Origin of the sequence: Proteiniphilum sp. UBA1028, from assembly GCF_002316955.1 — a bacterium.
Classification (GTDB): domain Bacteria; phylum Bacteroidota; class Bacteroidia; order Bacteroidales; family Dysgonomonadaceae; genus Proteiniphilum.
Genome location: NZ_DCEN01000012.1, coordinates 16173 through 38643, shown reverse-complemented (window position 1 = coordinate 38643; position 22471 = coordinate 16173). Strand labels below are relative to the sequence as shown.

Genomic DNA, 22471 nt, shown 5'->3' with positions numbered 1-22471 from the left:
CCTTTCTGCTGCCGGAGAAGTTCAGAGAGGTTTTTTAAAACATTATTTTTTTGTTTATCGTCCATTTTTGGTAAAAAGAAATAATTCAGGCTTCAAAGGTAGCAATTTATTCTTTATTTCACCCTTTTTGTTGCAAACTATCCATTAGTGTCAGGAGGTTATCACGGATCACCATAAAGCTATCCTTCAATTCGGGCTTCACCGGATGTGAGGGGGGAGCCTCCATTTTAAGTGGATTGACGGGCTGGTTATTTTTATGCACCCTGTAATCGAGGTGGGGGCCGGTGGAAAGGCCGGTGGAACCGACGTAGCCGATCACATCTCCCTGCTTTACGGCACTGCCTGTTTGAATGCTTTTGGCAAACCGGCTGAGATGCATGTAGGTAGTGGTATATGAATTGTTGTGCTTTACCTTCAGGTAGTTACCGGCTCCGTTTCTCTGGTATGCTTTCTCAATCACAATTCCGTTGCCGACCGCTTTCACCGGGGTGCCGGTGGGGGCAGCATAGTCCACGCCATGGTGTGGGCGATAACGTTTCAGCACAGGATGAAAGCGTCCGTTTGAAAACTTTGAGCTGATGCGAAAAAAGTCGAGAGGCGCTTTTAGAAATTCTTTTCGCAGGCTGTTACCGTCGGCATCGAAATACTCTCTGGCGGAATCCTGTTGAAAGGGTACTGCCATGTACTCCTCTCCCCGGTGGGTGAACACGGCTCCCTGAATATCGGCAATTTCCACAAAGGTGGTATCATCAATCCAGGCCTCGTCATAGATCAACCGAAAGGAATCTCCCTCCTTGATATCGAAGAAATCGATCTGCCAGGCGTAGATGTCCGACAGCTTCACGGCTAGCATTGGTGAGGCCCCCGTATCCACGATGGCATTCCACAAGGAGGAGGAGATCGTTTTCTCGGCATATTTGCGTTGCAGCGTCACCGGTTTTTCAGCGGCATACGCTGTCAGGGTATCCGAACAGAGATCCACCACCACGAAATCGGTCTTTGAACTTTCAAACACAAGATACCGAATATCAGAAGTAGAGTCCGGCGTGACGATGGTGGCGTAGATGTTTCCGATCTGCAGTTTCGATGGCGGATAAAGAGGGGAGACAGTTCCGGCGATCTCTTCGGCATCCGCTCCGCTGAATCCGAGGCCGGACAGGATGGAAGCCAGGTTATCACCCTTTTCAATGGCATAACGATGCACGTTGAGCGAATCTACGCATATCCCGTATGCGTATAAGCAATCTGATTCTTCCGGGAGGCCGGCGTTCGCATGTTTCTCCTGTTGCAGTGTGCAGGAAGAGGCGAAATGAATGATCAGCAGGAGGCTCCAGGCCGGCAGGGAAATTTTGTGACGTCCAAACATGTTTCAAAGGTAACTTTTTGCAGAGAGAGAGACAAGAAACGGGCAAAAAAATTAAATCTTTTTAAGCCCCGACTCTCTTTTGGTTTTGTCGTCCCTTTTCTTTTGCCTGATTCCTCTTTATTTATACCTTTGCTTTCTTTTTTTACATTGTCGTTTTTTACACTATCCGATGGACTTACTTTCCATTTTATTCATAGCCTTTGGGCTTTCCATGGACTCCCTCGCCGTTTGTATCGGCAAGGGAATGTGCCGCAAGCAGTTTAATCCCTGGAGAGCCTCGAAGATTGCCCTTGTATTCGGTCTTTTTCAAGGTCTCATGCCACTGGCAGGCTATCTGTTAAGTATCGGATTTTCGAAATGGATCATTCAGTTCGACCATTGGCTTGCATTTGTGATCCTGGTAATGATTGGAGTCAAAATGATGTACGAAAGTAATTTGCCGGTGAAGGAGGAGGATTGTTCCGGTTGCGACTGTCGCGACTCGGATGCAATAGACTGGAAAAGTGTGGTTTCGCTGGCATTTGCTACCAGTATCGATGCTGCTGCCACAGGGCTGATCTTTGCCTCCTATCCGGGAACAATCAGAAAAGCCGTAGTAATTACCGGGGGCGTAACTTTCTTTTTATCGTTTTACGGAATGTTATTAGGTGTTCGCCTCGGGCATAAATTCAGATTCAACTTCGAAAGGGTGGGCGGGGTCATCCTGATTGCGATCGGACTCAAGATCCTGTTCACGCATTTGCTCAACGGAGCCTGATGCGCGTACACCCCTGAATTCTATTTTCACCCTCCGGACGAACGGTCACGTCAGGCGATTGTGTTTATCATTTCCAGCAACACCACTGCCTGATTGTGCGTGGTGTCCTTTGCGGAATAGAGCAGGGTGACTTTTTTATGTGTTTTCTCCAGGGTAAGCACTTCCTGCAACATCTCTTTTTTTTCTGACAGTTCCATCCGGTAACGGTCTGTAAACTCTTCCCATTTCCCGGCGTCGTGATGGAACCATTTTCTCAATGCCGTGGATGGAGCTATCTCTTTCATCCAGAGGTCTACCCGGGCGGCATCTTTCGACAGCCCACGCGGCCAGAGGCGGTCCACCAGGATGCGGTAACCGTCATCCTCGCCGGGGACTTCGTAAATTCGTTTTATCTGAATCATAGCATACCGTGATGGATTAATGGGTAAACATGAGGATAAAGGCAAACTCAAAAGCAGTGTCCTTTATGCCTTCGTAGCGACCGGTAGCACCTCCGTGTCCGGAATCCATGTTCATGTGCAGCAGCAGGATGTTGTCGTCTGTTTTGAGCGACCGCAGCTTTGCCACATACTTGGCCGGTTCGTGGAAGAGCACCTGTGAGTCGTTGATTCCTCCCGTCACCAGAATATTCGGATAATCCTGAACCCTAATATTGTCGTAAGGTGAGTAGGAGAGGATGTAGCGGTAATACTCTTCCTCGTTAGGGTTGCCCCACTCTTCGTATTCTCCTGTGGTGAGCGGCAGGGACTCGTCGAGCATCGTGTTGATCACATCCACGAAGGGTACCTGTGCGACGATGGTCTGATAGAGGTCGGGCCGCATATTAGCCACAGCGCTCATCAACAGTCCGCCCGCACTTCCACCCATTGCGGCAAGTCTGTCGGCAGAGGTGTACCCGTCGCGAATAAGTTGTTCGCTGCATGCGATAAAATCGGTAAATGTATTCTTTTTATGCAGTAATTTTCCATCTTCGTACCACTGCTCGCCAAGGTCGCTTCCACCCCGTATCTGGGCGATGGCATATACAAATCCACGATCGATCAGGCTGAACATGCTCGCGCTGAAATAAACGTCGGAGCTTATGCCGTAACTACCATAGGAATAGATCAAGGCAGGGTTGGTGCCATCTTTCTTCAGCCCTTTTTTGTAGACGATGGCCATGGGGACCTTTACGCCGTCGGGTGCTGTGGCCCACAGGCGTTCCACCTCATAGTCGCCCGGGTTGAAGCCGGAGGGTATCTCCTGCTCCTTCAGCTTCGCCGTTTCACCCGAGGTGATGTTGTATTCGTAGAGTGTGCTGGGGCGGTTGAGCGAGGTGTAGGTGTAGCGGAATGTGACCGCGTCGTATTCCGGATTGCCGTTCAGCCATGCAGAATAGACCGGCTCAGGGAAGGCTATGGTTTTTACATCGCCGCCTGAAACAGGTTTGACCTGAATTTCCGTGAGTCCGTTTTTTCGCAATTCCAGCGAAACATACTCCTTCAGGACATCAATTCCCTCAATCCGTATCTTTTTGTCGTGCGGCACAAACACTTTCCAGGAGGAGCTGTCTTCATAGCCCGTAAGGGGCATCTCATAGATCATGCCGTTCAGATTCTCCTTATCCTTGTAGCGTACAAAAAACTTTTCCTGATGCGGGTAAACGCTGTATTCCACATCCTGTACGCGGGGCAGGAACACTTTGAAGCTGTCTGCCGGCCTGTCAGCCGAGATGTACCGCTCTTCCGATGTGGTTGAGCTGCTGCTTGTGATGAAGATATACTGTTTTGTCTTGCTGCCGTATACATAGGTGGTAAATTTGACGTCATCCTCTTCGTAAACAAGCGTACCCTCCGGCTTGTCGAGAGCCTGCCGGTGGATCCGGCTGGAGCGGAGCGTGTTGTCTATGGTGCTATAGAACAGGGTTTTATTGTCGTTGGCCCATGCCACCGAGGTGGCTCCTTCTACCGAAAATCCCACAAGTTCGCCCGAGGCAAGATCCTTGATCTTCATTGTGAACTCGGCATAAGACCCGGTTTCGTTGAAGAAATAGGCTGCCTTGCTGTTGTCGGGGCTGATGGAATAACCCCGGAAGATAAATGCCGGTTTACCTTCGGCCATTCGGTTCACATCGAAGATTACCTCCTCTGCTGCTTCCATCGACCCTTTCCGGCGGCAATAGGTTGGGTACTGTTTCCCCTTTTCGGTACGGCTGTAGTAGTAATACCCATCTTTAAACGAGGGATAGCTCTCGTCGTCCTCTTTGATGCGGCCCAGTATTTCGTCGTATATCTTTCGCTGAAGCTCCTTTGTGGGTCCCATTACAGTGTCTGTATATGCATTCTCTGCATGCAGATAATCAATCACCTTTGGGTTGTTTTTATCTTTTAACCAATAATAGTTGTCGATACGTTGTTGCCCGAAGTTCATAAACGTGTCGGGAATCACCGCCGCCACTGGGGGGGCAGGAAAATCAGATTGTTTCAATATAGTCACTTCTTTCTTTTTAATGTTACACGATGCGATCAGGAGTAACGCCGTACTCACAATCAGTAAGTTTGCATGTCTCATGTCTTTTTTTGTTTTAGGTTAGTTTCCATAAACCGCAGCTCAGCAATCACCAGGAGCCCGGATAGCACCAATTCAATGCCTTCCGGGCCGTAAACGCCTCTTCTGCATTCTCATGTGCAAATATACATAAATCAGTTGATAAACCGTTCATGAACATTCTTTTTATCACGGCGTTATAATCTGAATCTGTAAGTCATTATGCATTCACACGAACATAATCACCGGCACGAAGATGTAAAAAACATCAAAACGGCATTCTTTCTGAATCTCTCGTTTACGTTCATCGAGCTTGCAGGAGGCTTGCTCACCAACAGCATGGCAATTCTTTCGGATGCCGTGCATGATCTGGGCGACAGTTTTTCGCTGGGGCTCTCCTGGTATTTTCAGAAAGTGGCTAAGAAGCCGCGCACAAAAGAGTACACGTATGGTTTCAAACGTTTTTCGCTGTTGGGTGCCATCGTCAACTCTATTGTCCTCCTGGTGGGAAGCGTGGTGATTTTGGCACATGCTCTCCCCCGTCTGTTTAACCCGCAGCAGCCCAATGTGGAGGGGATGTTGTTGCTTGCCGTCCTGGGCCTGATCATGAACGGGCTGGCTTTTTTTCGTCTGAGTAAGGGAAGCTCTCTCAACGAGCGGGTGGTGGCTCTTCACCTGCTGGAAGATGTGCTGGGGTGGCTGGCTGTGCTGATTGGTGCGGGAATCATGTATTTTGTGGAAGCGCCGGTCATTGATCCCATCCTCTCCATCGCAATCTCTTTGTTCATCCTGTTTAATGTCTTTCGCAATATGCGCGAGAGCCTGCGCATCATCCTCCAGGGAAGTCCCGCGAAGCTAGACATTGAAGAGGTGAAAAAAGTCCTGTTTGAAATGGAAGAGGTGGATAGCGTTCACGATCTGCACACCTGGTCGGTGGATGGGGAATACAACGTGCTCACCATCCATGTTGTGCTCAGCAAAGAGCTGACAATGGAAGATCAGCAAAAATTGAAAAACCGGATCCGCACATCGCTGCTCTTACTGGATGTACATCACTCCACCATTGAGTTTGAACTGCCGGACGAAGAGTGTGTGATGGAAGGCTGTTGTTGAGCTGGATGCCGGTGACCCCGAAACCTGTTAACGTTTTTTATTCGAGATAGGTATATCCATAGAGCCCGGAGCGGTAGTTCGAGAGAAATTCTTTTCCCTCTTCCACCGAGATCTTACCCTGTTTCACGGAGCTCATCACCCATGTTTCGACGGTACGCACAAGCTTCTTGGCGTTGTACTGGGCATATTCCAGTACCTCGGCCACCGACTCGCCGTCGATCACCTGGTCAATTTTGTATCCCGATTCGCCGGTGGAGACATGCACCACGTTGGTGTCGCCAAAGAGGTTGTGCAGGTCGCCCAGGATCTCCTGGTAGGCACCCACCAGAAAGACACCAATGTAATAAGGCTCCTCTTTTTTAAGTGTGTGTACCGGCAGGTAGGTGGAGCGAAAGCCGTCCTGCGAGGCGAAGTTGGCAATCTTGCCGTCGGAGTCGCAGGTGATGTCCTGCAGCGTAGCTGTCTTCCCCGGCCGCTCATCGAGTCGGTGGATGGGGATGATGGGGAAGACCTGGTCAATGGCCCACGAGTCGGGTAGCGACTGAAACAGGGAGAAGTTGCAGAAATATTTGTCGGGCAGGAGGGTGGCCAGCTGGCGCAACTCCTCCGGTGCGTGCTTGGCACGGTTGCTGGTGATGTTGATCTCCCGGGCAATGGAGAAGTAGAGCTGCTCCACCTGAGCGCGCGTCTTCAGGTCGAGCATGCCAAGGCTGAAGAGGTCGAGAGACTCCTCCCGGATCTGTTGGGCATCGTGCCATGCTTCGAGCATGCGTGCCTGGGTGAGTGACTCCCAGATGTTGTAGAGCTCTTTCACCAGCTCGTGGTCGTCCTCCTGGATATCCAGGTCGTCGGGCCACTCAGGCAGGGTGGCCGTTTCCAGCACTTCGAACACCAGCACGGAATGATGCGCCGTGAGGGCACGGCCCGATTCGGTGATGATGTTGGGGTGAGGGATCTCGTTCTTGTTGGCCGCATCGACGAAGGTGAAGACCGAGTCGTTCACATATTCCTGGATGGAGTAGTTGATGCTGTTCTCGGTGAAGGAGGAGCGGGTGCCGTCGTAGTCGACCCCCAGTCCGCCACCAATATCCACAAACTCAATCTTGAAGCCCATGGAGTGCAGCTGCACGTAGAATTGCGCTGCCTCGCGCAGGGCGGTCTTGATGCGGCGTATCTTGGTGATCTGGCTGCCGATGTGAAAGTGGATCAGCCGGAAGCACTCAGTGAGGTTGTTCTCCTTGAGCACCTCCAGCGCCTCCAGCAGCTCGCTCGAGTTGAGTCCGAATTTGCTGCCGTCGCCGCCCGACTCTTCCCACTTGCCGCTGCCTGAGCTGGCCAGCTTCACCCTGATGCCGATGTTGGGCTTCACCTTGAGCCGCTTGGCAATCTTGATGGTCAGCTCCAGCTCGTTGAGCTTTTCCACCACAATGAACACTTGCTTGCCCATCTTTTGGGCCAGCAGTGCCAGCTCGATATAACTTTCGTCTTTGTATCCGTTGCAGATGATGAAGGAGTTGGTTTCGGTGTTGATGGCGAGCACGGCATGAAGTTCGGGCTTTGAGCCGGCTTCGAGGCCGATCTTGAATCTCTTTCCGCTGGAGACAATCTCCTCCACTACCTGGCGCATCTGGTTCACCTTGATGGGGTACACAATATAGTGTTGGGCAGTGTATTCGTACTCCCTGGAAGCCGTAGCAAAGCTGTTGGAAATCTTTTCAATGCGGTTGTCCAGAATTTCGGGAAATCGTATCAATACGGGGGACGACACATCACGCAGATAAAGTTCACGCATAAGCTCGCTCAAATCCACGCTTCCCCCCTCTTTCTTGCTGGGTGTGACTTGTACATGTCCCTTTTCGTTGATGGAGAAGTATCCGTTTCCCCAACCGTTGATATTATACAACTCTTCCGAATCTTCAATACGCCATTTTCTCATTCCGGCAAACGTTATTTAATGGTGACCCTGAACTACAGGAAATAAACTGCAAAAATACACAAAAAAAATATGATTCAATCGGTTCTTTCTCCCTGAATGACGATGTTCGAAAATAAATTTCGTATTAATAGAAATTGAAGGCCTTGCATTGATTTATTTTAACGGTTATGATGCAACATTTATCTTGTAAAAGCGTCAGAACATATAGTATGTAACGATATATTATCGGTAAACTGTAATCTTATGCAACTAAAAATCTTTTCCTTGATTGTCCCGGCAATTGTCGGTCTCTCTTTCGCCGCATCTTGCGATAAGAGCGGGCATGCGTCGCCTGCCGGGAAGCTTCCCGACCCCATCCGGATACAGCTGAGGAGTGTTGAAGAGCAGATGGTGAAGAACGACCAGGCTTTTGCTTTTTCTTTTTTTGAAAAAGTGTTCGCGGAAGAATCCCTTGAAGGGGATGGAAACTTTATGGTGTCGCCACTCAGCCTGAACATGGCCCTGGCCATGACCTGGAACGGTGCCGGAGGCGATACCCGGACGGCCATGCAGCAGACGCTGCATATGGACGAGTTTGATGATGAAGAGGTCAATGGCTATTATAAAAAGCTGAAGGAGGCTCTGTTGGCCACCGACCCTTCCACGAGGCTCTCTATAGCCAATGCCATTTTTGCCAATCATCAGGTAGTGGTCAATCCTGGCTTTCTCAATACGAACAAAACGTGGTATGATGCGACGGTCCGGCCCGTCGATTTCTCCCTGTCGGCCACTGCTGCCCTCATCAACCAGTGGGCCTCGGATCATACAAACGGGCTGATTGAGAAAGTGATTGACGGTACCAATCCCCTCGATCTGATGTATTTGCTGAATGCGATCTATTTTAAAGGGATCTGGACAGCTGAATTTGATGCGAAGAATACCTCGAAGAGACCGTTCACGTATGAGAATGGAACCACGAGGCAGGTGGATATGATGAGGCAGGAGGCTACGTTCAATTATGCGGAAGATCAAACCCTGCAGCTGGTGCAGCTTCCGTATGGAAACCAGTCTTTTAGCATGATGGTGCTGCTCCCCAGGGAGGGGAGGAGGTTGCGGGATGTGCTATCCGCTACCCTGCAGGATGGTTACTGGGGCGACTTGAAGGCAGCGTTGCGCAAAGCCGAAGTTGATCTGTCTTTCCCGAAATTCAGGACGGAGTACAGTAAATATTTAAACGATGTGCTCTCAAAGATGGGCATGGGCATTGCCTTTACCGATGCCGCCGATTTCTCCGGTATCACCGATGTCCCGGCTAAGATTTCGTTCGTGAAGCAGGATACCTATATCAGCACCGACGAATCAGGCACAGAGGCGGCGGCCGTAACAACAGTGGGTGTGGAGCTGACGTCGTTGCCTTCGCAGCCAAAAAAAGTTGTCTTCAAAGCCGACAGGCCTTTTGTTTATCTTATCCAGGAAAATTCTACCGGGGCGATTTTATTCATGGGGGTAGTGAGAGATTTTCCAGGCTAACGGTTTCTTCTGCATCTTTTTTTCGTCCATAGTTTATCATCCGGCGACTTTTAAGTTGTCGGATGATTTTATTTTGTGTAAATTTTACAATATTTAAATCGTAGGGAGTTGTGTGTTTTTATCTATTTGTAACTCAGTCGTGTTTGACCAAATGGAAAACTTTTTCAATTAACTGAAAATGTATGTATATGATAAATAGACTATTATGATTTTAAATGGAAAACTTTCCGGATATGTTGATAAATTATTGTGAAAACATTTTGTCTTTTTAGAAAGTTTCGATAAACTTGCATAACCGAATGATGCCTGTAGGGCAAATAGCATGTAGAAAAAAAGGGAAACATTTTAAAGGTCAATCCATTCATTCATTAATAATACATTCAGCTGATGAAAAAGAAGACATACACATTTGACGAGGCATACCAGGCATCGTTGGATTATTTTAAGGGCGACGAACTAGCCGCCAAGGTTTGGGTGAGTAAGTATGCGCTCAAGGACAGCCAGGGAGATATCTACGAGAAGACGCCGGAGGATATGCACTGGCGTCTGGCCAAAGAAATAGCACGGATAGAAAAAAAATATGCCAATCCGTTGAGTGAACAGGAGCTGTTCGACTTGTTCGACAGGTTTACCTATATCATTCCCCAGGGAAGCCCCATGACCGGTATCGGAAACGATTTTCAGGTTGCCTCCTTGTCGAACTGCTTTGTAATCGGGATGGAAGGCAATGCCGATTCCTACGGGGCCATTATCCGTATCGACGAAGAGCAGGTGCAGCTGATGAAACGCCGTGGCGGGGTGGGACATGATCTGTCGCATATCCGTCCCAAGGGGTCGCCCGTGAAAAACTCGGCTCTCACCTCCACGGGGCTGGTTCCTTTCATGGAGCGCTATTCCAACTCTACACGCGAAGTGGCACAGGATGGGCGCCGCGGTGCTCTGATGCTGAGTGTTTCCATCAAACATCCTGACTCCGAGAATTTTATCGATGCCAAGCTGGAACAGGGAAAGGTGACCGGTGCCAACATCTCTGTAAAGATTGACGATGCGTTTATGGAGGCAGCTTCACAAGATAGGCCTTACGTGCAAAAGTATCCTATCGATTCCGATACCCCTAAGTATGAGAAGACAATCAATGCAAAGGAGCTGTGGGATAAGATTATCCACAATGCTTGGCGGTCGGCCGAGCCCGGTGTCCTTTTCTGGGATTCCATCATCCGCGAGTCGGTGCCCGACTGTTATGCCGATCTGGGCTTCCGGACAGTGTCGACCAACCCGTGTGGGGAGATTCCCTTGTGTCCCTACGACAGTTGCAGACTGCTGGCGATCAACCTCTACTCCTACGTGGTGAATCCTTTCAAGAAAGATGCATATTTCGATTTCGACCTCTTTGCCAAACATGTGCAGCTGGCGCAGCGCATCATGGACGATATTGTGGACCTGGAGTCGGAGAAGATCGATAAGATTCTAGAGAAGATTGAAGCCGACCCCGAGTCGGAAGAGGTGAAATCGGCTGAAAGAACCCTCTGGAAAAAGATTCAGCGCAAGACCCTGCAGGGACGTCGTACCGGTGTGGGCATTACTGCTGAGGGCGACATGTTGGCGGCGCTGGGAATTCGTTATGGCACGGATGAAGGAACCGACTTCTCGGAGAGGGTGCACCGTGCCGTGGCAATCAATGCGTACCGCTCATCGGTGGAGATGGCCAGGGAGCGGGGGGCGTTTGAGATATTCGATGCCGGGAGAGAAAAAGATAATCCGTTCATCAACAGGATCAAAGAGGCTGATCCTCGGTTGTACGACGACATGGTGAAGTATGGCAGGCGCAATATTGCCCTCCTTACCATTGCGCCAACCGGGACGACGAGCCTGATGTCGCAGACAACATCGGGCATTGAGCCTGTCTTTCTGCCGGTCTATACCCGCCGGCGCAAAGTGAATCCGAACGACAAGGATGTGAAGGTCGATTTTGTGGATGAAAATGGCGACTCGTGGGAAGAGTATACTGTATTTCATCATAAGTTTGTTACCTGGATGGAGGCCAATGGTTATTCCACAACAAAACGTTACACCAGGGCAGAAGTGGACGAAATTGTGGAAAAATCACCCTACTATAAAGCTACCTCCAACGATGTGGACTGGCTGCAGAAGGTGAGGATGCAGGGCCGCGTACAGAAGTGGGTGGATCACTCCATCAGTGTGACCATCAATCTGCCGTCCGACGTGTCGGAAGAGTTGGTCGGTGAGTTGTATATGGAAGCCTGGAAGAGCGGTTGCAAGGGATGTACGGTCTACCGCGACGGATCCCGTGCAGGGGTACTTATCGCCAACGGAGAAGCGGAGAAACAGGAGAAGGATAAAAAAGAAGAGGACTGCTATGAGATGCCGGCAATCGTCACCTCCCGGCCCATTGAGCTGGATGCCGACGTGATCAAGTTTCAGAACAACAAGGAGAAGTGGATTGCCTTTATTGGCTTGCTCAACGGACGTCCCTACGAGATTTTCACCGGTATCAACGACGAGGACGATGGCATCATGGTGCCAAAGAATGTTACCACCGGCAAGATTATCAAGGCATACGACAACGACGGGCGGAAGCACTACGACTTCCAGTTTCAGAACCGTCGGGGTTATAAAGTCACGATTGAGGGGTTGGATGGAAAGTTCAATCCGGAATTCTGGAACTATGCCAAGCTGATCTCCGGCGTGCTGCGCTACGGGATGCCCATCGATCAGGTGATCAAGCTGGTGTCGGGGCTGGAACTCGACAGCGAGACCATCAACACTTGGAAGAACGGGGTAGAACGGGCACTGAAGAGATACCTGCCCAACGAAACCGAGGCCAAGGGGCAGAAGTGTCCCGTGTGCGGGCACGAGACGCTGGTCTACGAGGAGGGGTGCCTGAAATGCAGGAACTGCGGAGCCTCCAAGTGCGGGTGAGCGAGGGAATGGATGACACATACAAAACAGTAACCGGGCCGGCCGAAGGGTATGTCCACGAGAAAAAGAGTAAATTCCTCTCCTTCATCTTTCCGGTAAAGAGCGCAGAGGAGGCAAAGGAAATCGTGGATGCGCATCGTAAAAAATATTACGATGCGCGGCACGTTTGCTGGGCCTATATGCTTGGATGGGAACGGGAGGAGTATCGGTTGAACGACGATGGAGAACCTTCGGGCACAGCCGGCAAACCTATCCTGGGGCAGATCAACTCGGCCGAGCTGACCGACGTGCTTATCCTGGTGGTCCGCTACTTTGGCGGTACCTTGCTGGGGACGGGGGGGCTGATCAAGGCGTACAAGGAAGCAGCTGCCGATGCAATTCTTCACGCCGTGATCGTGGAGAAAACGGTCGATGACTTTGTTGAAATCCGTTTTGAGTATCCTTTGCTGAATGATGTGATGAGGGTGTTGAAGCAGTTTGAGTCGATCCGCTGGACGCAGGACTTCAGAGAGAGCTGCAGCATGCGCCTGCAGGTACGCCGCTCCCTTTCTCCCCAACTGAGAGAGATGCTCTCGTCGGTTTACGGAGTTGAAATAGAGTAACCCTCTACCCGGGGCGGCAGCAGCGATGAATGCTGAATTATGAGGGCCGGTTGCTGGGAGGCAGTCGCTGAAAAATAACTTAAGAAACAAGGAATTTCTTAAAAAAGTCTTATTCCTTGCACAAAATTACTACTTTTGCACCCAAAATGGAGGAGTGTCCCCATATGATTTAAAGAAGAAAGAGGATTGAATGGATAAAAACCTGGTCATCGTTGAGTCGCCCGCGAAAGCGAAAACAATCGAGAAATTTCTCGGAAAGGACTTTCATGTCATGTCCAGCTACGGGCATATCCGTGATTTGAAGAAAAAAGATTTCAGCATAGATATTGAGAATGGCTTCAAGCCGATCTATGAAGTGCCTGCCGATAAAAAGAAGGTGGTTTCGGAGTTGAGGGCAGCCGCAAAGAAAGCGGAGACCGTCTGGCTGGCTTCCGATGAGGACCGCGAGGGGGAGGCAATCTCGTGGCACCTGTTCGACACGCTGGAGCTGAAAGAGGAAAATACAAAACGTATTGTGTTTCACGAGATCACCAAAAATGCCATTCAGGAAGCTGTCAAAAATCCGAGGAAAATAGATCAGAACCTGGTCGATGCACAACAAGCGCGCCGTGTGCTGGATCGCATAGTGGGGTTTGAGCTTTCGCCCGTTCTGTGGCGAAAAATAAAACCCGCCCTCTCGGCCGGGCGTGTACAGTCGGTAGCCGTACGGCTCATCGTGGAGCGGGAGCGTGAGATACAGCAATTTACCTCCGAGGCGGCCTACCGCGTTGTGGCCATCTTTACAAAAGAGGAAAACGGTCAGACATACGAGATCAAGGCTGAGTACAACAAACGGTTGAAAACAAAAGAAGAAGCGCTTGCCCTTCTGGAAAAGCTGAAGACTTCGGAATTTACCATTGATGATATTACCACCAGGCCGGCAAAAAAATCGCCCGCCGCACCCTTTACCACTTCCACCCTCCAGCAGGAGGCATCCCGCAAGCTGGGCTTCTCTGTGTCGCAGACCATGATGGTGGCTCAGCGGCTATATGAGTCGGGAAAGATCACCTATATGCGTACCGACTCGGTGAACCTATCGGGGCTGGCTATAGGTACAGCAAAGACAGAGATCATCGACCAGTACGGAGAGAAGTACCATCAGGTACGTCAGTACACCACAAAGGCGAAAGGCGCCCAGGAAGCACACGAGGCAATTCGTCCAACCTACATGAGCGAGCATGAAGTATCGGGTACGGCCCAGGAGAAGCGTCTCTATGAGCTGATCTGGAAGCGCACCATTGCCTCACAGATGGCCGATGCCGAACTGGAACGAACTACGGCCAACATTGCGATCTCCAATGCCGATGGCAGGTTTACAGCCAACGGCGAAGTGATCAAATTCGATGGTTTTCTGAGGGTCTATCTGGAAGGTACCGACGAGGAGAATGGCGAGAACGACGAAGGTATGCTCCCTCCCATGAAAAAGGGAGAGCAGCTTGTCATGCTGGAAACCAATGCCACCGAACGTTTCACCCAGCGTCCTGCCCGCTATACGGAGGCTGCCCTGGTGCGCAAGATGGAAGAGTTGGGCATCGGACGCCCCTCCACCTATGCGCCTACCATCTCCACCATCATCAACCGGGAATATGTGGAGAAAAGGAATGTGGAAGGCGAAGAACGTATTTACAATATTCTGACATTAAAGAAGGGTGTTGTCAAGGATATCGAGAAAAAAGAGATTGCAGGGGCCGACAAAAACAAACTGGTTCCCACCGACATTGGCATGGTGGTCAATGATTTTCTGGTAGAGTACTTTCCTTCTATTGTCGACTATAATTTCACCGCACGGGTAGAGAAGAACTTCGACAAGATTGCGGAAGGAAAGGCTCAGTGGAACAAGTCGATTGCCGAATTTTACAAAGTGTTTCATCCAATAGTGGAGGAGACATCGCAAATGCGTATTGAGCACAGGGTGGGGGAACGGGTGCTTGGCGTGGACCCCAAAACAGGCCGTCAGGTATCGGTGAAGATAGGCCGTTACGGCGCTATGGCTCAGATTGGCACACAGGATGAAGAGGAGAAGCCCCTCTTTGCTTCCCTGCAGAAGTCGCAGTCGATTGAGACTATCACGCTCGAGGAGACACTGAAGCTTTTTGAGCTTCCCAGAAACCTTGGCACATTCAGGGAGAAAGAGGTCGTGATTGGCGTAGGCCGTTTTGGCCCGTACATCCGCCACGACAATAAATTTGTCTCGCTGCCCAAAGGAATCGATCCCTATGAGGTCACCCTGGAAGAATCGGTTGAACTGATCGAGGCAAAGGAGAAGAAAGACAGGGAGAAGATCATCAAAACCTTTGTCGAGGAACCCGGCCTGCAGGTCTTGAATGGCCGATATGGGCCCTATATCGCCTTCAACAAGTCAAACTACAAGATTCCGAAGAAACAGAACCCGGCGGAGCTTACGCTGGAGGAGTGCCGGGCGATCATTGCCGATGCCGACAAGGGCAAGGAAGGAAAGGCTGCAAAGAGTACCGGAAGCGGATCGGCGAAGAAAACAACCACATCGAAATCCACATCGAAATCCACGACAAAGTCGACGACAAAAAAAACGACAAAAAAAACGACGTCGAAAAAATGATTACGCAGATCCGACCTGCCACCCATGCCGATTTGGCGGAAGTAATGGCCATCTACGCCATTGCGCGTGATCATATGTTCCACACCGGCAACGCGTCACAATGGGCCGGCGGGTATCCCTCTGAAGCTTTGATCGTCGAAGAGATTGAAGCGGGGCATAGTTTTGTTTGCGAAAATGAAGAGGGGGTGACGGTGGGTACCTTTTGCCTGATTCAGGGGGAGGACCCCACGTACGAGAAGATTTACGACGGAGAGTGGCTGAACCACAGGCCATATGCCACCGTGCACCGAATTGCCTCTTCGGGCAAGGAGAAGGGGGTAGCCAAAGCCTGTATTGCCTGGTGTTTTACCCAATGTCCCAATATCCGGGTAGATACTCATCGCGATAACCGTGCCATGCAGCATATTCTCGCGTCGCTGGGGTTCACCTATTGCGGCATCATTTTTGTTTCGAACGGAACAGAGCGGATGGCTTATCAGAAGACATGGTAATCTGGCTTGTTTGAGTGTTACAAAAAAAGGAGAAGGCAGGATTGTAAAACATTCTGTCCCCTGCCGATGGGGTTGAGCGACAACTTTGTCACGAAGGGTAGAGGAAGAGGCCGGCAACACCCGAAAGCACAATCAGCAAAATGGGATCTGTCTTTTTGAGCGATGCCACCATCACTGCGCCGAAGATAATCCAGCTTTTGTAGTCGACGAAATTATTCCCGTTCATCAGCATCAGTGCGGCAGAAGCAATCAGACCGATAATTGCCGGTTTCAGTGCCGAAAGCGATGCCTGCATCCAGGGGTTACGCTTAAGGCGGAAGAAAAATGCACACACAATTGTCATGATAACCAGGGAGGGCAGGCTCACGGCGAGGGTGCACACAGCGGAACCCAGTATGCCGTACCCTTGGGAGAATCCCATTTCCGTGACAGCAGTATAGCCGATATAGGTGGCGGAGTTAAAGGCGATAGGTCCGGGCGTAGTCTGAGAGATAGCCACAATGTCGGTAAAGTCGCTCACCGAAATCCATCCATGCAAATCAACCACCTCCCGCTGTATGAGCGGTAGCATGGCATATCCACCCCCAAAACCGAAGAGGCCGATTTTAAAGAATGAGAAAAAAAGTGCAAGATACAGTTCGCTCAGTTCCATTTATTTCCTCATCGTTTGTTTCACAAAAAAATAGTGGCCCGTGCCCAGCAGGATGGCGGCGAGCACAATATAGACGGGAGATATCTTCAGCAGCCATACCGAGAGTGCCACCACCAGCGGGATCCAACTGTTTTTTAGCCCGACGCCGGCTGATTTTCCGAGACCCAGCAAAGGCGCCGCAATAAGCGCTACCACTGCGGGGCGAATCCCCTTGAAGATGCGCTCAACAATCGGATTCTCTTTAAACTGGGTGAAGACCATGGCGATGAGGAGGATGATAATAAAAGAGGGCAGGATGACGCCGGCACCCGAGAAGAGGCTTCCCTTAAAGCCCAGTCGCTTGTTTCCCACAAAGAGAGCCGTGTTCAAAGCGATGGGGCCGGGCATGGACTGGGCTATGGCCAGCATATCCATGAACTCGTCGTCGTCGAGCCACAGTTTCTTCTTCACCACTTCGTTGCGAATCAGCGGTATCATGGCGTAACCTCCACCAAAGGTGAAGGCTCCTATTTTAAAAAATACCAGAAATAATTCCCAATATTGTTTTCCTACGCTCATTGTGGCTGTGTGGCAAAAAGTGAAAAGCAGATTGCAAAGTCGATATAAACTATTGCAAATCTGCTTTGTATAAGGAGCCGCATCGGTGGAATAAGACGAAACTCCGTATGACAGGATTTGAGTGTCCCGATATCTTTGTAATCCGCTGTTCGTGCAAAGACGAATCCCGAAGGCTGCGGCCCGCCATTGATATCAAAAACGTGTCTCGGTCTACAAAATGTAATTGATGAGTTTCCCAATCGACCAATGCGGCAATAACTCACTCATTTTATATAGCCAAAGATAGTGTGGAAAGATGAAATTTCCAAATATTTTCGAGATTTTGTGAAATTATTCTACACTTTCCCGGCTCACGGGTATTGCCTCATTCGGAATTAGTTATCCTCCAACCCTTTGCATATTTCCTCGTCGGTTACCTCGTGATTTGTCAGGTCTCCGGCAAGATACTGGTCGTAGGCACTCATGTCAATCAGCCCATGTCCGGAGAGATTGAAGAGGATCACCCTCTTTTTCCCTTCCTCCTTTGCCAGTTTGGCCTCTTTGATGGCGGCCGCGATGGCGTGAGTCGATTCCGGAGCCGGCACAATGCCCTCGGTTTGTGCAAAGAGAACGCCCGCTTCAAAGGTCTCCAGCTGCCTGATGGCAGTCGCTTCCACGAGGCCGTCCATGAGCAGCTGGCTCACAATGCTTCCGGCGCCGTGATAACGAAGCCCGCCTGCGTGGATGTTGGCCGGTGTGAATTTATGCCCCAGCGTATACATTGGAATCAGGGGAGTATAGCCGGTTTCATCGCCAAAGTCGTACCGGAACTTCCCGCGGGTGAGCTTGGGACACGATGCCGGTTCGGCTGCCACAAAGCGGGTCTGCCTTTCTCCCTGCAGGTTGTGACGCAGAAAAGGGAAGGTGATGCCCGAGAAGTTGGATCCTCCGCCAAAACATCCAATCACCACGTCGGGATACTCGCCCGCCATCTCCATCTGTTTTTCCGCTTCCAGCCCAATGATGGTCTGGTGCAGGGAAACATGATTGAGCACGCTCCCGAGTGTGTACTTGCAGTTGGGTGTCTGCATGGCCAGCTCAATGGCTTCCGAGATGGCCGTACCCAGGCTCCCCTGGTAATTGGGGTGATCGGTGATGATCTTGCGGCCCGCCTTGGTGGACATGCTGGGTGATGCGATCACCTGGGCTCCCCAGGTCTGCATGAGCGAGCGGCGGTAAGGCTTTTGTTCGTAGCTGATCTTCACCATGTAGACAGCAAGTTCGAGCCCGAATGTTTTTGCCGCAAAGGCCAGTGCGGTACCCCATTGCCCTGCGCCGGTTTCGGTGGTGATGTTGGTCATTCCGTCCACCTTGTTGTAGTAGGCCTGCGGCAGCGCCGAGTTGAGCTTGTGCGAGCCGACGGGGCTCACGCTTTCGTTCTTGAAGTAGATGTGTGCCGGCGTGTCGAGTGCTTTCTCCAGTTCGGTAGCACGTACCAGGGGGGTGGGCCTGTAGATCTTGTATTTCTCTCTCACTGCTTCGGGGATCTCGATCCACGGGTCCGTCTGATTCACCTCCTGGCGCGATAGCTCCGTGGCGAACAAAGGGAAAAGGTCCTCTGCCTTCAACGGTTCTTTCGTTTCGGGGTTCAGCATAGGCTGTGGTTTATTTTTCATCTCTGCCGTGATATTGTACCACTTCGTGGGAATATCGGCTTCCGAAAGCATGAATTTTTTTCTTTTTTCCATTGTGTATAATGTTTCGTTCACTATTTACTTCGGTTTGCATGCCAGCCGGCTGGCGACTGCTCTCCGTTGCGATCAGACAATCCTTGACAGGTTGTTCAATCGGATGTTTTCTTCCACGATGGCATCGATCACCGCCACGGCCACCATGTTTACGATGTCGCGCACGGGAGTATCCACGTCGAGGATGTGCACCGGCTTGTTCAGTCCCATTTGAATGGGGCCAATGATGTCGTTCAAGCCGGTTTCTTTCAGCAGCTTGTAGGAGGCATTGGCCGAGCTGAGGTTGGGGAACACCAGCGTGTTCACCTCCTTATTGCCCAGTCGGGTAAATGGATATTTATGGTTGCGTAACTCTTTGTTCAACGCATAATTGACCTGCATTTCCCCGTCGACCACCATGTCGGGATAGCGTTCGTGCAGCGTCTCCACCACCTTATGCACGCTGGCCGGGCTTCCTTCCTTGTCGGCTCCGAAGTTCGAGTAGGAGAGCATGGCAATGACCGGATCGTAGTTGAAGAATTTTACGGTGGAGTTTGCCAGGCGTGCGATATCGATCAGTGCTTCGGTGTCGGGGTGGCGGTTGAAAAGCGTGTCGGCGAGGAAGAGCATTCCCTTTTTGGTGTTGACGATGTGCATGGCGCCGATATGATTCAGGCCGTCGCGGATGCCGATCACTTCTTTGGCGATGGCGATGGTATCGGCATACTTGCTGAAGACACCGGTGATCATGGCGTCGGCCTCGCCGGTTTCCACCATCATCATACCGAAATAGTTGCGTTCGAACATCTTTTCGGAGGCTTCCTCAAACGTCATTCCCTGCCGGTTTCTCTTTTCTGTAAGCAGCTTTGCATAGCGTATGCGACGCTCCTCCTCGCGGTCGTGACGCAGGTTCACAATCTCCATTCCTTCCAGGCTGATCTGGTTCTCGCGTGCCACGTTGGCAATCTTCTCCTCGTTGCCCAACAGAATAGGATGACAGATCCCTTCTGCATAAGCTGTCTCGGCAGCTTTGAGCATGCTCAGATGGTTGGTTTCCGAGAAGACCACCCGCTTGGGATTCTGGCGGGCCATCTCATAGAGCCGGCGGATCATCTTGTTGTCGAGTCCCATCAGGTCGCGCAATTTATGATCATATTCCTCCCAGTCGGTAATTGGCCTGCGTGCCACACCCGAAGCCATGGCGGCTTTTGCTACTGCGGGAGCTACCGTGGTGAGCAGACGCGGATCGAGGGGCTTGGGAATGATGTATTCTTTGCCAAAACGAAGCTTCTTTACACTGTAGGCCGCGTTCACCACATCGGGAACCGCCTTCTTTGTCAGTTCAGCCAACGCATAGACAGTGGCTATTTTCATCTCTTCGTTGATGCAGGTAGCCTGCACATCCAAAGCACCGCGAAAAATATAGGGAAAACCCAGCACGTTGTTGATCTGGTTAGGATAGTCGGACCGGCCGGTTGCGAAGATGATGTCCTCCCGCGACGCCATGGCCAGATCATAGGCTATTTCGGGATTCGGATTTGCCAGTGCAAAAACAATGGGATCGTGGTTCATGGACTGCAACATCTCCGGAGTGAGCACGTCGGCAACGGAAAGTCCCAGGAACACATCGGCATCCTTCACTGCTTCTTCCAGCGTGGTGATGTTTCTGCTGGTGGCAAAGGGCTTTTTGCGGTCGTTCAGGTCGGTCCTTGCCGTGTTGATCACTCCTTTCGAATCGACCATCACGATATTTTCCAGCTTTGCCCCCAGCGCCATGTATAGCTTTGTGCAGGAGTTGGCAGCGGCGCCGGCACCATTTACCACAATGCGGACATCCTCAATCTTCTTGCCGGTCAGATCCAGCGCGTTGAGGAGGCCACAGGCCGAGATGATTGCCGTACCATGCTGGTCGTCGTGCATGATGGGAATATCGAGTTCGCTCTTCAGCCGCTCTTCGATCTCGAAACACTGCGGTGCCTTGATGTCTTCCAGATTGATGCCACCGAAAGTGGGAGAGATTGCTTTCACCACCTGGATGAACTTCTCCGGATCTTTTTCGTCTACTTCGATGTCGAATACATCGATGCCGGCAAAAATTTTGAATAGCAGTCCTTTGCCTTCCATGACCGGTTTGCCGGCCAGAGGCCCGATATCGCCCAGCCCTAATACGGCGGTGCCGTTGGAAATTACCGCCACCAAGTTGCCTTTCGACGTGTAGTTGTACGCATCCTGCGGATTTTTTTCAATTTCCAGGCAGGGTGATGCCACCCCCGGTGAGTAGGCGAGAGAGAGGTCACGCTGGGAATTATAAGGCTTGGTAGGTACGACTTCAATTTTTCCGGGACGCCCCTGCGCATGATAGGCAAGTGCGTCGTCACGTAGTTTGTTATTTGCCATTTTGATTTTAATTGTGCAGTATTAATAAGAATCTGCACAAAATTATAAAATAAATGCGACAGATTATAATTTTATTGTGCTTCCTTTACGATTTCCTTCATAAAGTGATAAAGATCGGCCAGTTGTGAAAAATCATCCATCAGCTGCAGTGCAATGGCTTCACTGTACAGGCGTTCGTCGGTCAGCGGAATTGTTTTGATCACGTAAACACTCTTCCGTTGCAACCAGGGTTGATAGAATTTGGGTAAGCTGTTGGGGAGGGGGCGCTTGTATGTATCGCCGGCTACTTCATACCCCGCGTTGAGCGCCTTTTCTGCCATTTCCTTGAATGAATCGCGGCTGTAGTCTACCTCTTCCCGGAAATAATCCATAACTCTTCGCTTCGGCATGAACAACCCCATTCCCATCATGAAATGTTCGGCACTTAGCTCTGCGAAGTAACCGGGAAAGTTCTCCCAGTGTGTGGTTGTCTGCTGAAAGTTGAGCCACATGGAGGATTTGTAGGGATCTTTGTTGGGGGAAAAGCGTATGTCGCGATAGATCCTCGACACCATTTTTGAGGGACGCAGTTCGAACTGCGGATCAATGTTGTGCATGGCAGGAGTCAGCATGACTGCCAACGACAGGAAGGGCTGCAGCAATGACTCTTGATACACATGCTTGCGCTCGTTGAACCATTCGCGGTAGTTGTTTTCCTTCAATTCCTTCAGAAACACAATGGTTTCGGGAGTGAAGCCTCTGAATTCTCCGCCCGGCTCCATTCAATCAATGATCTGATAAGATTCTGCGGCAATATGATAGGATTTGTGTGCGGCCTCTTCCGTTTCGCAAGCTTCCCCATCTTCACCGTGGGCGACCGGGTTGTTTTCGGTGGGTTGCTCTTCCACCAGCTTCCCGCGTATACGCACCTTTTTGTCTGTACTGGCGGGGTCAAATTTTCCCAGCGTCGCTCCCGACTCGGCACGCACTATTTTTGTTTCGTCTGCACCTTGCAGGAAAAGCTTCATGCCGCTTTTGGAACAGACGTGTGTGCAAAGGCCCTCCACGATCACGGTTTTGTCGACCAGTGTTTCAGCATTGGTCATCAGTTCGTCCACGCTCATGGGGTTGCTATTGTTGCCTCCCGTGCAGTTCACGAACAATAGAAGCATCGCCGAGCAGGCAAGGAAATGTAAAATAATTGTGTGTCTCTTCATCTGTTTTGTACTTTTTTGATACTTTTACAATTCAAAGGTAAATATTTTTCGGTAGAGAGAAAAATTTGGATTCTTTTAAAGGAGAAAATAGTTCATTCGTCGGGT

Annotated in this window: 17 protein-coding genes; 7 read left to right on the top strand and 10 right to left on the bottom strand. The window is 50.6% G+C overall.

From position 1 onward, the window contains the following. Positions 1 to 118: 118 nt before the first annotated feature. Complete coding sequence (locus B3Z75_RS01535) at positions 119 to 1366, bottom strand: M23 family metallopeptidase (protein WP_294067035.1); 1248 nt, start codon at positions 1364 to 1366, stop codon at positions 119 to 121. A gap of 169 nt (positions 1367 to 1535) precedes the next feature. Here B3Z75_RS01535 and B3Z75_RS01530 point away from each other — a divergent pair, with 169 nt between their 5' ends. Beyond that, the gene (locus B3Z75_RS01530; protein ID WP_294067033.1) at positions 1536 to 2123 is read left to right on the top strand and encodes a manganese efflux pump MntP family protein; all 588 of its coding nucleotides are present in this window, start codon (positions 1536 to 1538) and stop codon (positions 2121 to 2123) included. 50 nt (positions 2124 to 2173) lie between these two features. Here B3Z75_RS01530 and B3Z75_RS01525 read toward each other — a convergent pair whose 3' ends face one another. Both B3Z75_RS01525 and B3Z75_RS01520 read right to left on the bottom strand, forming a co-directional pair. After that, on the bottom strand, positions 2174 to 2524 hold the full coding sequence (locus B3Z75_RS01525) for a DUF488 domain-containing protein (protein ID WP_294067030.1): 351 nt from the start codon (positions 2522 to 2524) through the stop codon (positions 2174 to 2176). Between the two features lie 16 nt (positions 2525 to 2540). After that, positions 2541 to 4673 carry a S9 family peptidase gene (locus tag B3Z75_RS01520; RefSeq protein WP_294067028.1) on the bottom strand — a complete coding sequence of 711 codons (2133 nt, stop codon included), beginning with the start codon at positions 4671 to 4673 and terminating at the stop codon, positions 2541 to 2543. Positions 4674 to 4871: 198 nt separating this feature from the next. On the opposite strand from B3Z75_RS01520, the gene B3Z75_RS01515 reads away from it, so the two are divergent. Then, entirely contained in the window at positions 4872 to 5762 is an 891-nt protein-coding gene (locus B3Z75_RS01515; RefSeq protein ID WP_294067026.1) for a cation diffusion facilitator family transporter, read from the top strand. Between the two features lie 37 nt (positions 5763 to 5799). Here B3Z75_RS01515 and speA read toward each other — a convergent pair whose 3' ends face one another. Then, entirely contained in the window at positions 5800 to 7698 is a 1899-nt protein-coding gene (gene speA, locus B3Z75_RS01510; RefSeq protein ID WP_294067023.1) for a biosynthetic arginine decarboxylase, read from the bottom strand. A 243-nt stretch (positions 7699 to 7941) separates the two neighbouring features. Between speA and B3Z75_RS01505 the strand changes: the two genes are divergently transcribed. The 5 genes from B3Z75_RS01505 (at position 7942) to B3Z75_RS01485 (ending at position 15857) form a co-directional block, all read left to right on the top strand. Further along, positions 7942 to 9207: a serpin family protein gene (locus B3Z75_RS01505; RefSeq protein ID WP_294067021.1), complete on the top strand. Its 1266-nt coding sequence runs from the start codon at positions 7942 to 7944 to the stop codon at positions 9205 to 9207. A gap of 387 nt (positions 9208 to 9594) precedes the next feature. After that, on the top strand, positions 9595 to 12147 hold the full coding sequence (locus B3Z75_RS01500; RefSeq protein WP_294067019.1) for an adenosylcobalamin-dependent ribonucleoside-diphosphate reductase: 2553 nt from the start codon (positions 9595 to 9597) through the stop codon (positions 12145 to 12147). Positions 12148 to 12155: 8 nt separating this feature from the next. Continuing rightward, positions 12156 to 12749: an IMPACT family protein gene (locus B3Z75_RS01495; RefSeq protein ID WP_294067122.1), complete on the top strand. Its 594-nt coding sequence runs from the start codon at positions 12156 to 12158 to the stop codon at positions 12747 to 12749. 190 nt (positions 12750 to 12939) lie between these two features. Next, the gene (gene topA, locus B3Z75_RS01490) at positions 12940 to 15366 is read left to right on the top strand and encodes a type I DNA topoisomerase (RefSeq protein ID WP_294067017.1); all 2427 of its coding nucleotides are present in this window, start codon (positions 12940 to 12942) and stop codon (positions 15364 to 15366) included. After that, on the top strand, positions 15363 to 15857 hold the full coding sequence (locus B3Z75_RS01485) for a GNAT family N-acetyltransferase (protein WP_294067015.1): 495 nt from the start codon (positions 15363 to 15365) through the stop codon (positions 15855 to 15857). Before topA ends, B3Z75_RS01485 begins: the two co-directional genes overlap by 4 nt. Before the next feature lie 88 nt (positions 15858 to 15945). Here the strand turns inward: B3Z75_RS01485 and B3Z75_RS01480 are convergent, their stop codons facing one another. From B3Z75_RS01480 to B3Z75_RS01455, 6 genes are all read right to left on the bottom strand, one after another. Beyond that, entirely contained in the window at positions 15946 to 16509 is a 564-nt protein-coding gene (locus B3Z75_RS01480) for a chromate transporter (protein ID WP_294067013.1), read from the bottom strand. Beyond that, positions 16510 to 17067, bottom strand: coding sequence for a chromate transporter (locus tag B3Z75_RS01475; protein WP_294067011.1), 558 nt, complete (start codon positions 17065 to 17067; stop codon positions 16510 to 16512). A 374-nt stretch (positions 17068 to 17441) separates the two neighbouring features. Next, positions 17442 to 18794, bottom strand: a complete 1353-nt coding sequence (locus B3Z75_RS01470) for a TrpB-like pyridoxal phosphate-dependent enzyme (protein WP_294067009.1) — start codon at positions 18792 to 18794, stop codon at positions 17442 to 17444. A gap of 72 nt (positions 18795 to 18866) precedes the next feature. After that, on the bottom strand, positions 18867 to 21170 hold the full coding sequence (locus tag B3Z75_RS01465) for an NADP-dependent malic enzyme (RefSeq protein ID WP_294067007.1): 2304 nt from the start codon (positions 21168 to 21170) through the stop codon (positions 18867 to 18869). Between the two features lie 71 nt (positions 21171 to 21241). Beyond that, a complete protein-coding gene (locus B3Z75_RS01460) occupies positions 21242 to 21931 on the bottom strand; it encodes a DUF2461 domain-containing protein (RefSeq protein WP_294067005.1) in 690 nt (229 codons plus the stop codon). Then, positions 21932 to 22366: a hypothetical protein gene (locus tag B3Z75_RS01455; RefSeq protein WP_294067003.1), complete on the bottom strand. Its 435-nt coding sequence runs from the start codon at positions 22364 to 22366 to the stop codon at positions 21932 to 21934. Positions 22367 to 22471: the final 105 nt, after the last annotated feature.

What these genes read in the sequence shown, in the direction of transcription:
- B3Z75_RS01535 (WP_294067035.1), bottom strand. Translation starts at nt 1,366, where the DNA reads ATGTTTGGACGTCACAAAATTTCCCTGCCGGCCTGGAGCCTCCTGCTG.
- B3Z75_RS01530 (WP_294067033.1), top strand. Translation starts at nt 1,536, where the DNA reads ATGGACTTACTTTCCATTTTATTCATAGCCTTTGGGCTTTCCATGGAC.
- B3Z75_RS01525 (WP_294067030.1), bottom strand. Translation starts at nt 2,524, where the DNA reads ATGATTCAGATAAAACGAATTTACGAAGTCCCCGGCGAGGATGACGGT.
- B3Z75_RS01520 (WP_294067028.1), bottom strand. Translation starts at nt 4,673, where the DNA reads ATGAGACATGCAAACTTACTGATTGTGAGTACGGCGTTACTCCTGATC.
- B3Z75_RS01515 (WP_294067026.1), top strand. Translation starts at nt 4,872, where the DNA reads ATGCATTCACACGAACATAATCACCGGCACGAAGATGTAAAAAACATC.
- speA (WP_294067023.1), bottom strand. Translation starts at nt 7,698, where the DNA reads ATGAGAAAATGGCGTATTGAAGATTCGGAAGAGTTGTATAATATCAAC.
- B3Z75_RS01505 (WP_294067021.1), top strand. Translation starts at nt 7,942, where the DNA reads ATGCAACTAAAAATCTTTTCCTTGATTGTCCCGGCAATTGTCGGTCTC.
- B3Z75_RS01500 (WP_294067019.1), top strand. Translation starts at nt 9,595, where the DNA reads ATGAAAAAGAAGACATACACATTTGACGAGGCATACCAGGCATCGTTG.
- B3Z75_RS01495 (WP_294067122.1), top strand. Translation starts at nt 12,156, where the DNA reads ATGGATGACACATACAAAACAGTAACCGGGCCGGCCGAAGGGTATGTC.
- topA (WP_294067017.1), top strand. Translation starts at nt 12,940, where the DNA reads ATGGATAAAAACCTGGTCATCGTTGAGTCGCCCGCGAAAGCGAAAACA.
- B3Z75_RS01485 (WP_294067015.1), top strand. Translation starts at nt 15,363, where the DNA reads ATGATTACGCAGATCCGACCTGCCACCCATGCCGATTTGGCGGAAGTA.
- B3Z75_RS01480 (WP_294067013.1), bottom strand. Translation starts at nt 16,509, where the DNA reads ATGGAACTGAGCGAACTGTATCTTGCACTTTTTTTCTCATTCTTTAAA.
- B3Z75_RS01475 (WP_294067011.1), bottom strand. Translation starts at nt 17,067, where the DNA reads ATGAGCGTAGGAAAACAATATTGGGAATTATTTCTGGTATTTTTTAAA.
- B3Z75_RS01470 (WP_294067009.1), bottom strand. Translation starts at nt 18,794, where the DNA reads ATGGAAAAAAGAAAAAAATTCATGCTTTCGGAAGCCGATATTCCCACG.
- B3Z75_RS01465 (WP_294067007.1), bottom strand. Translation starts at nt 21,170, where the DNA reads ATGGCAAATAACAAACTACGTGACGACGCACTTGCCTATCATGCGCAG.
- B3Z75_RS01460 (WP_294067005.1), bottom strand. Translation starts at nt 21,931, where the DNA reads ATGGAGCCGGGCGGAGAATTCAGAGGCTTCACTCCCGAAACCATTGTG.
- B3Z75_RS01455 (WP_294067003.1), bottom strand. Translation starts at nt 22,366, where the DNA reads ATGAAGAGACACACAATTATTTTACATTTCCTTGCCTGCTCGGCGATG.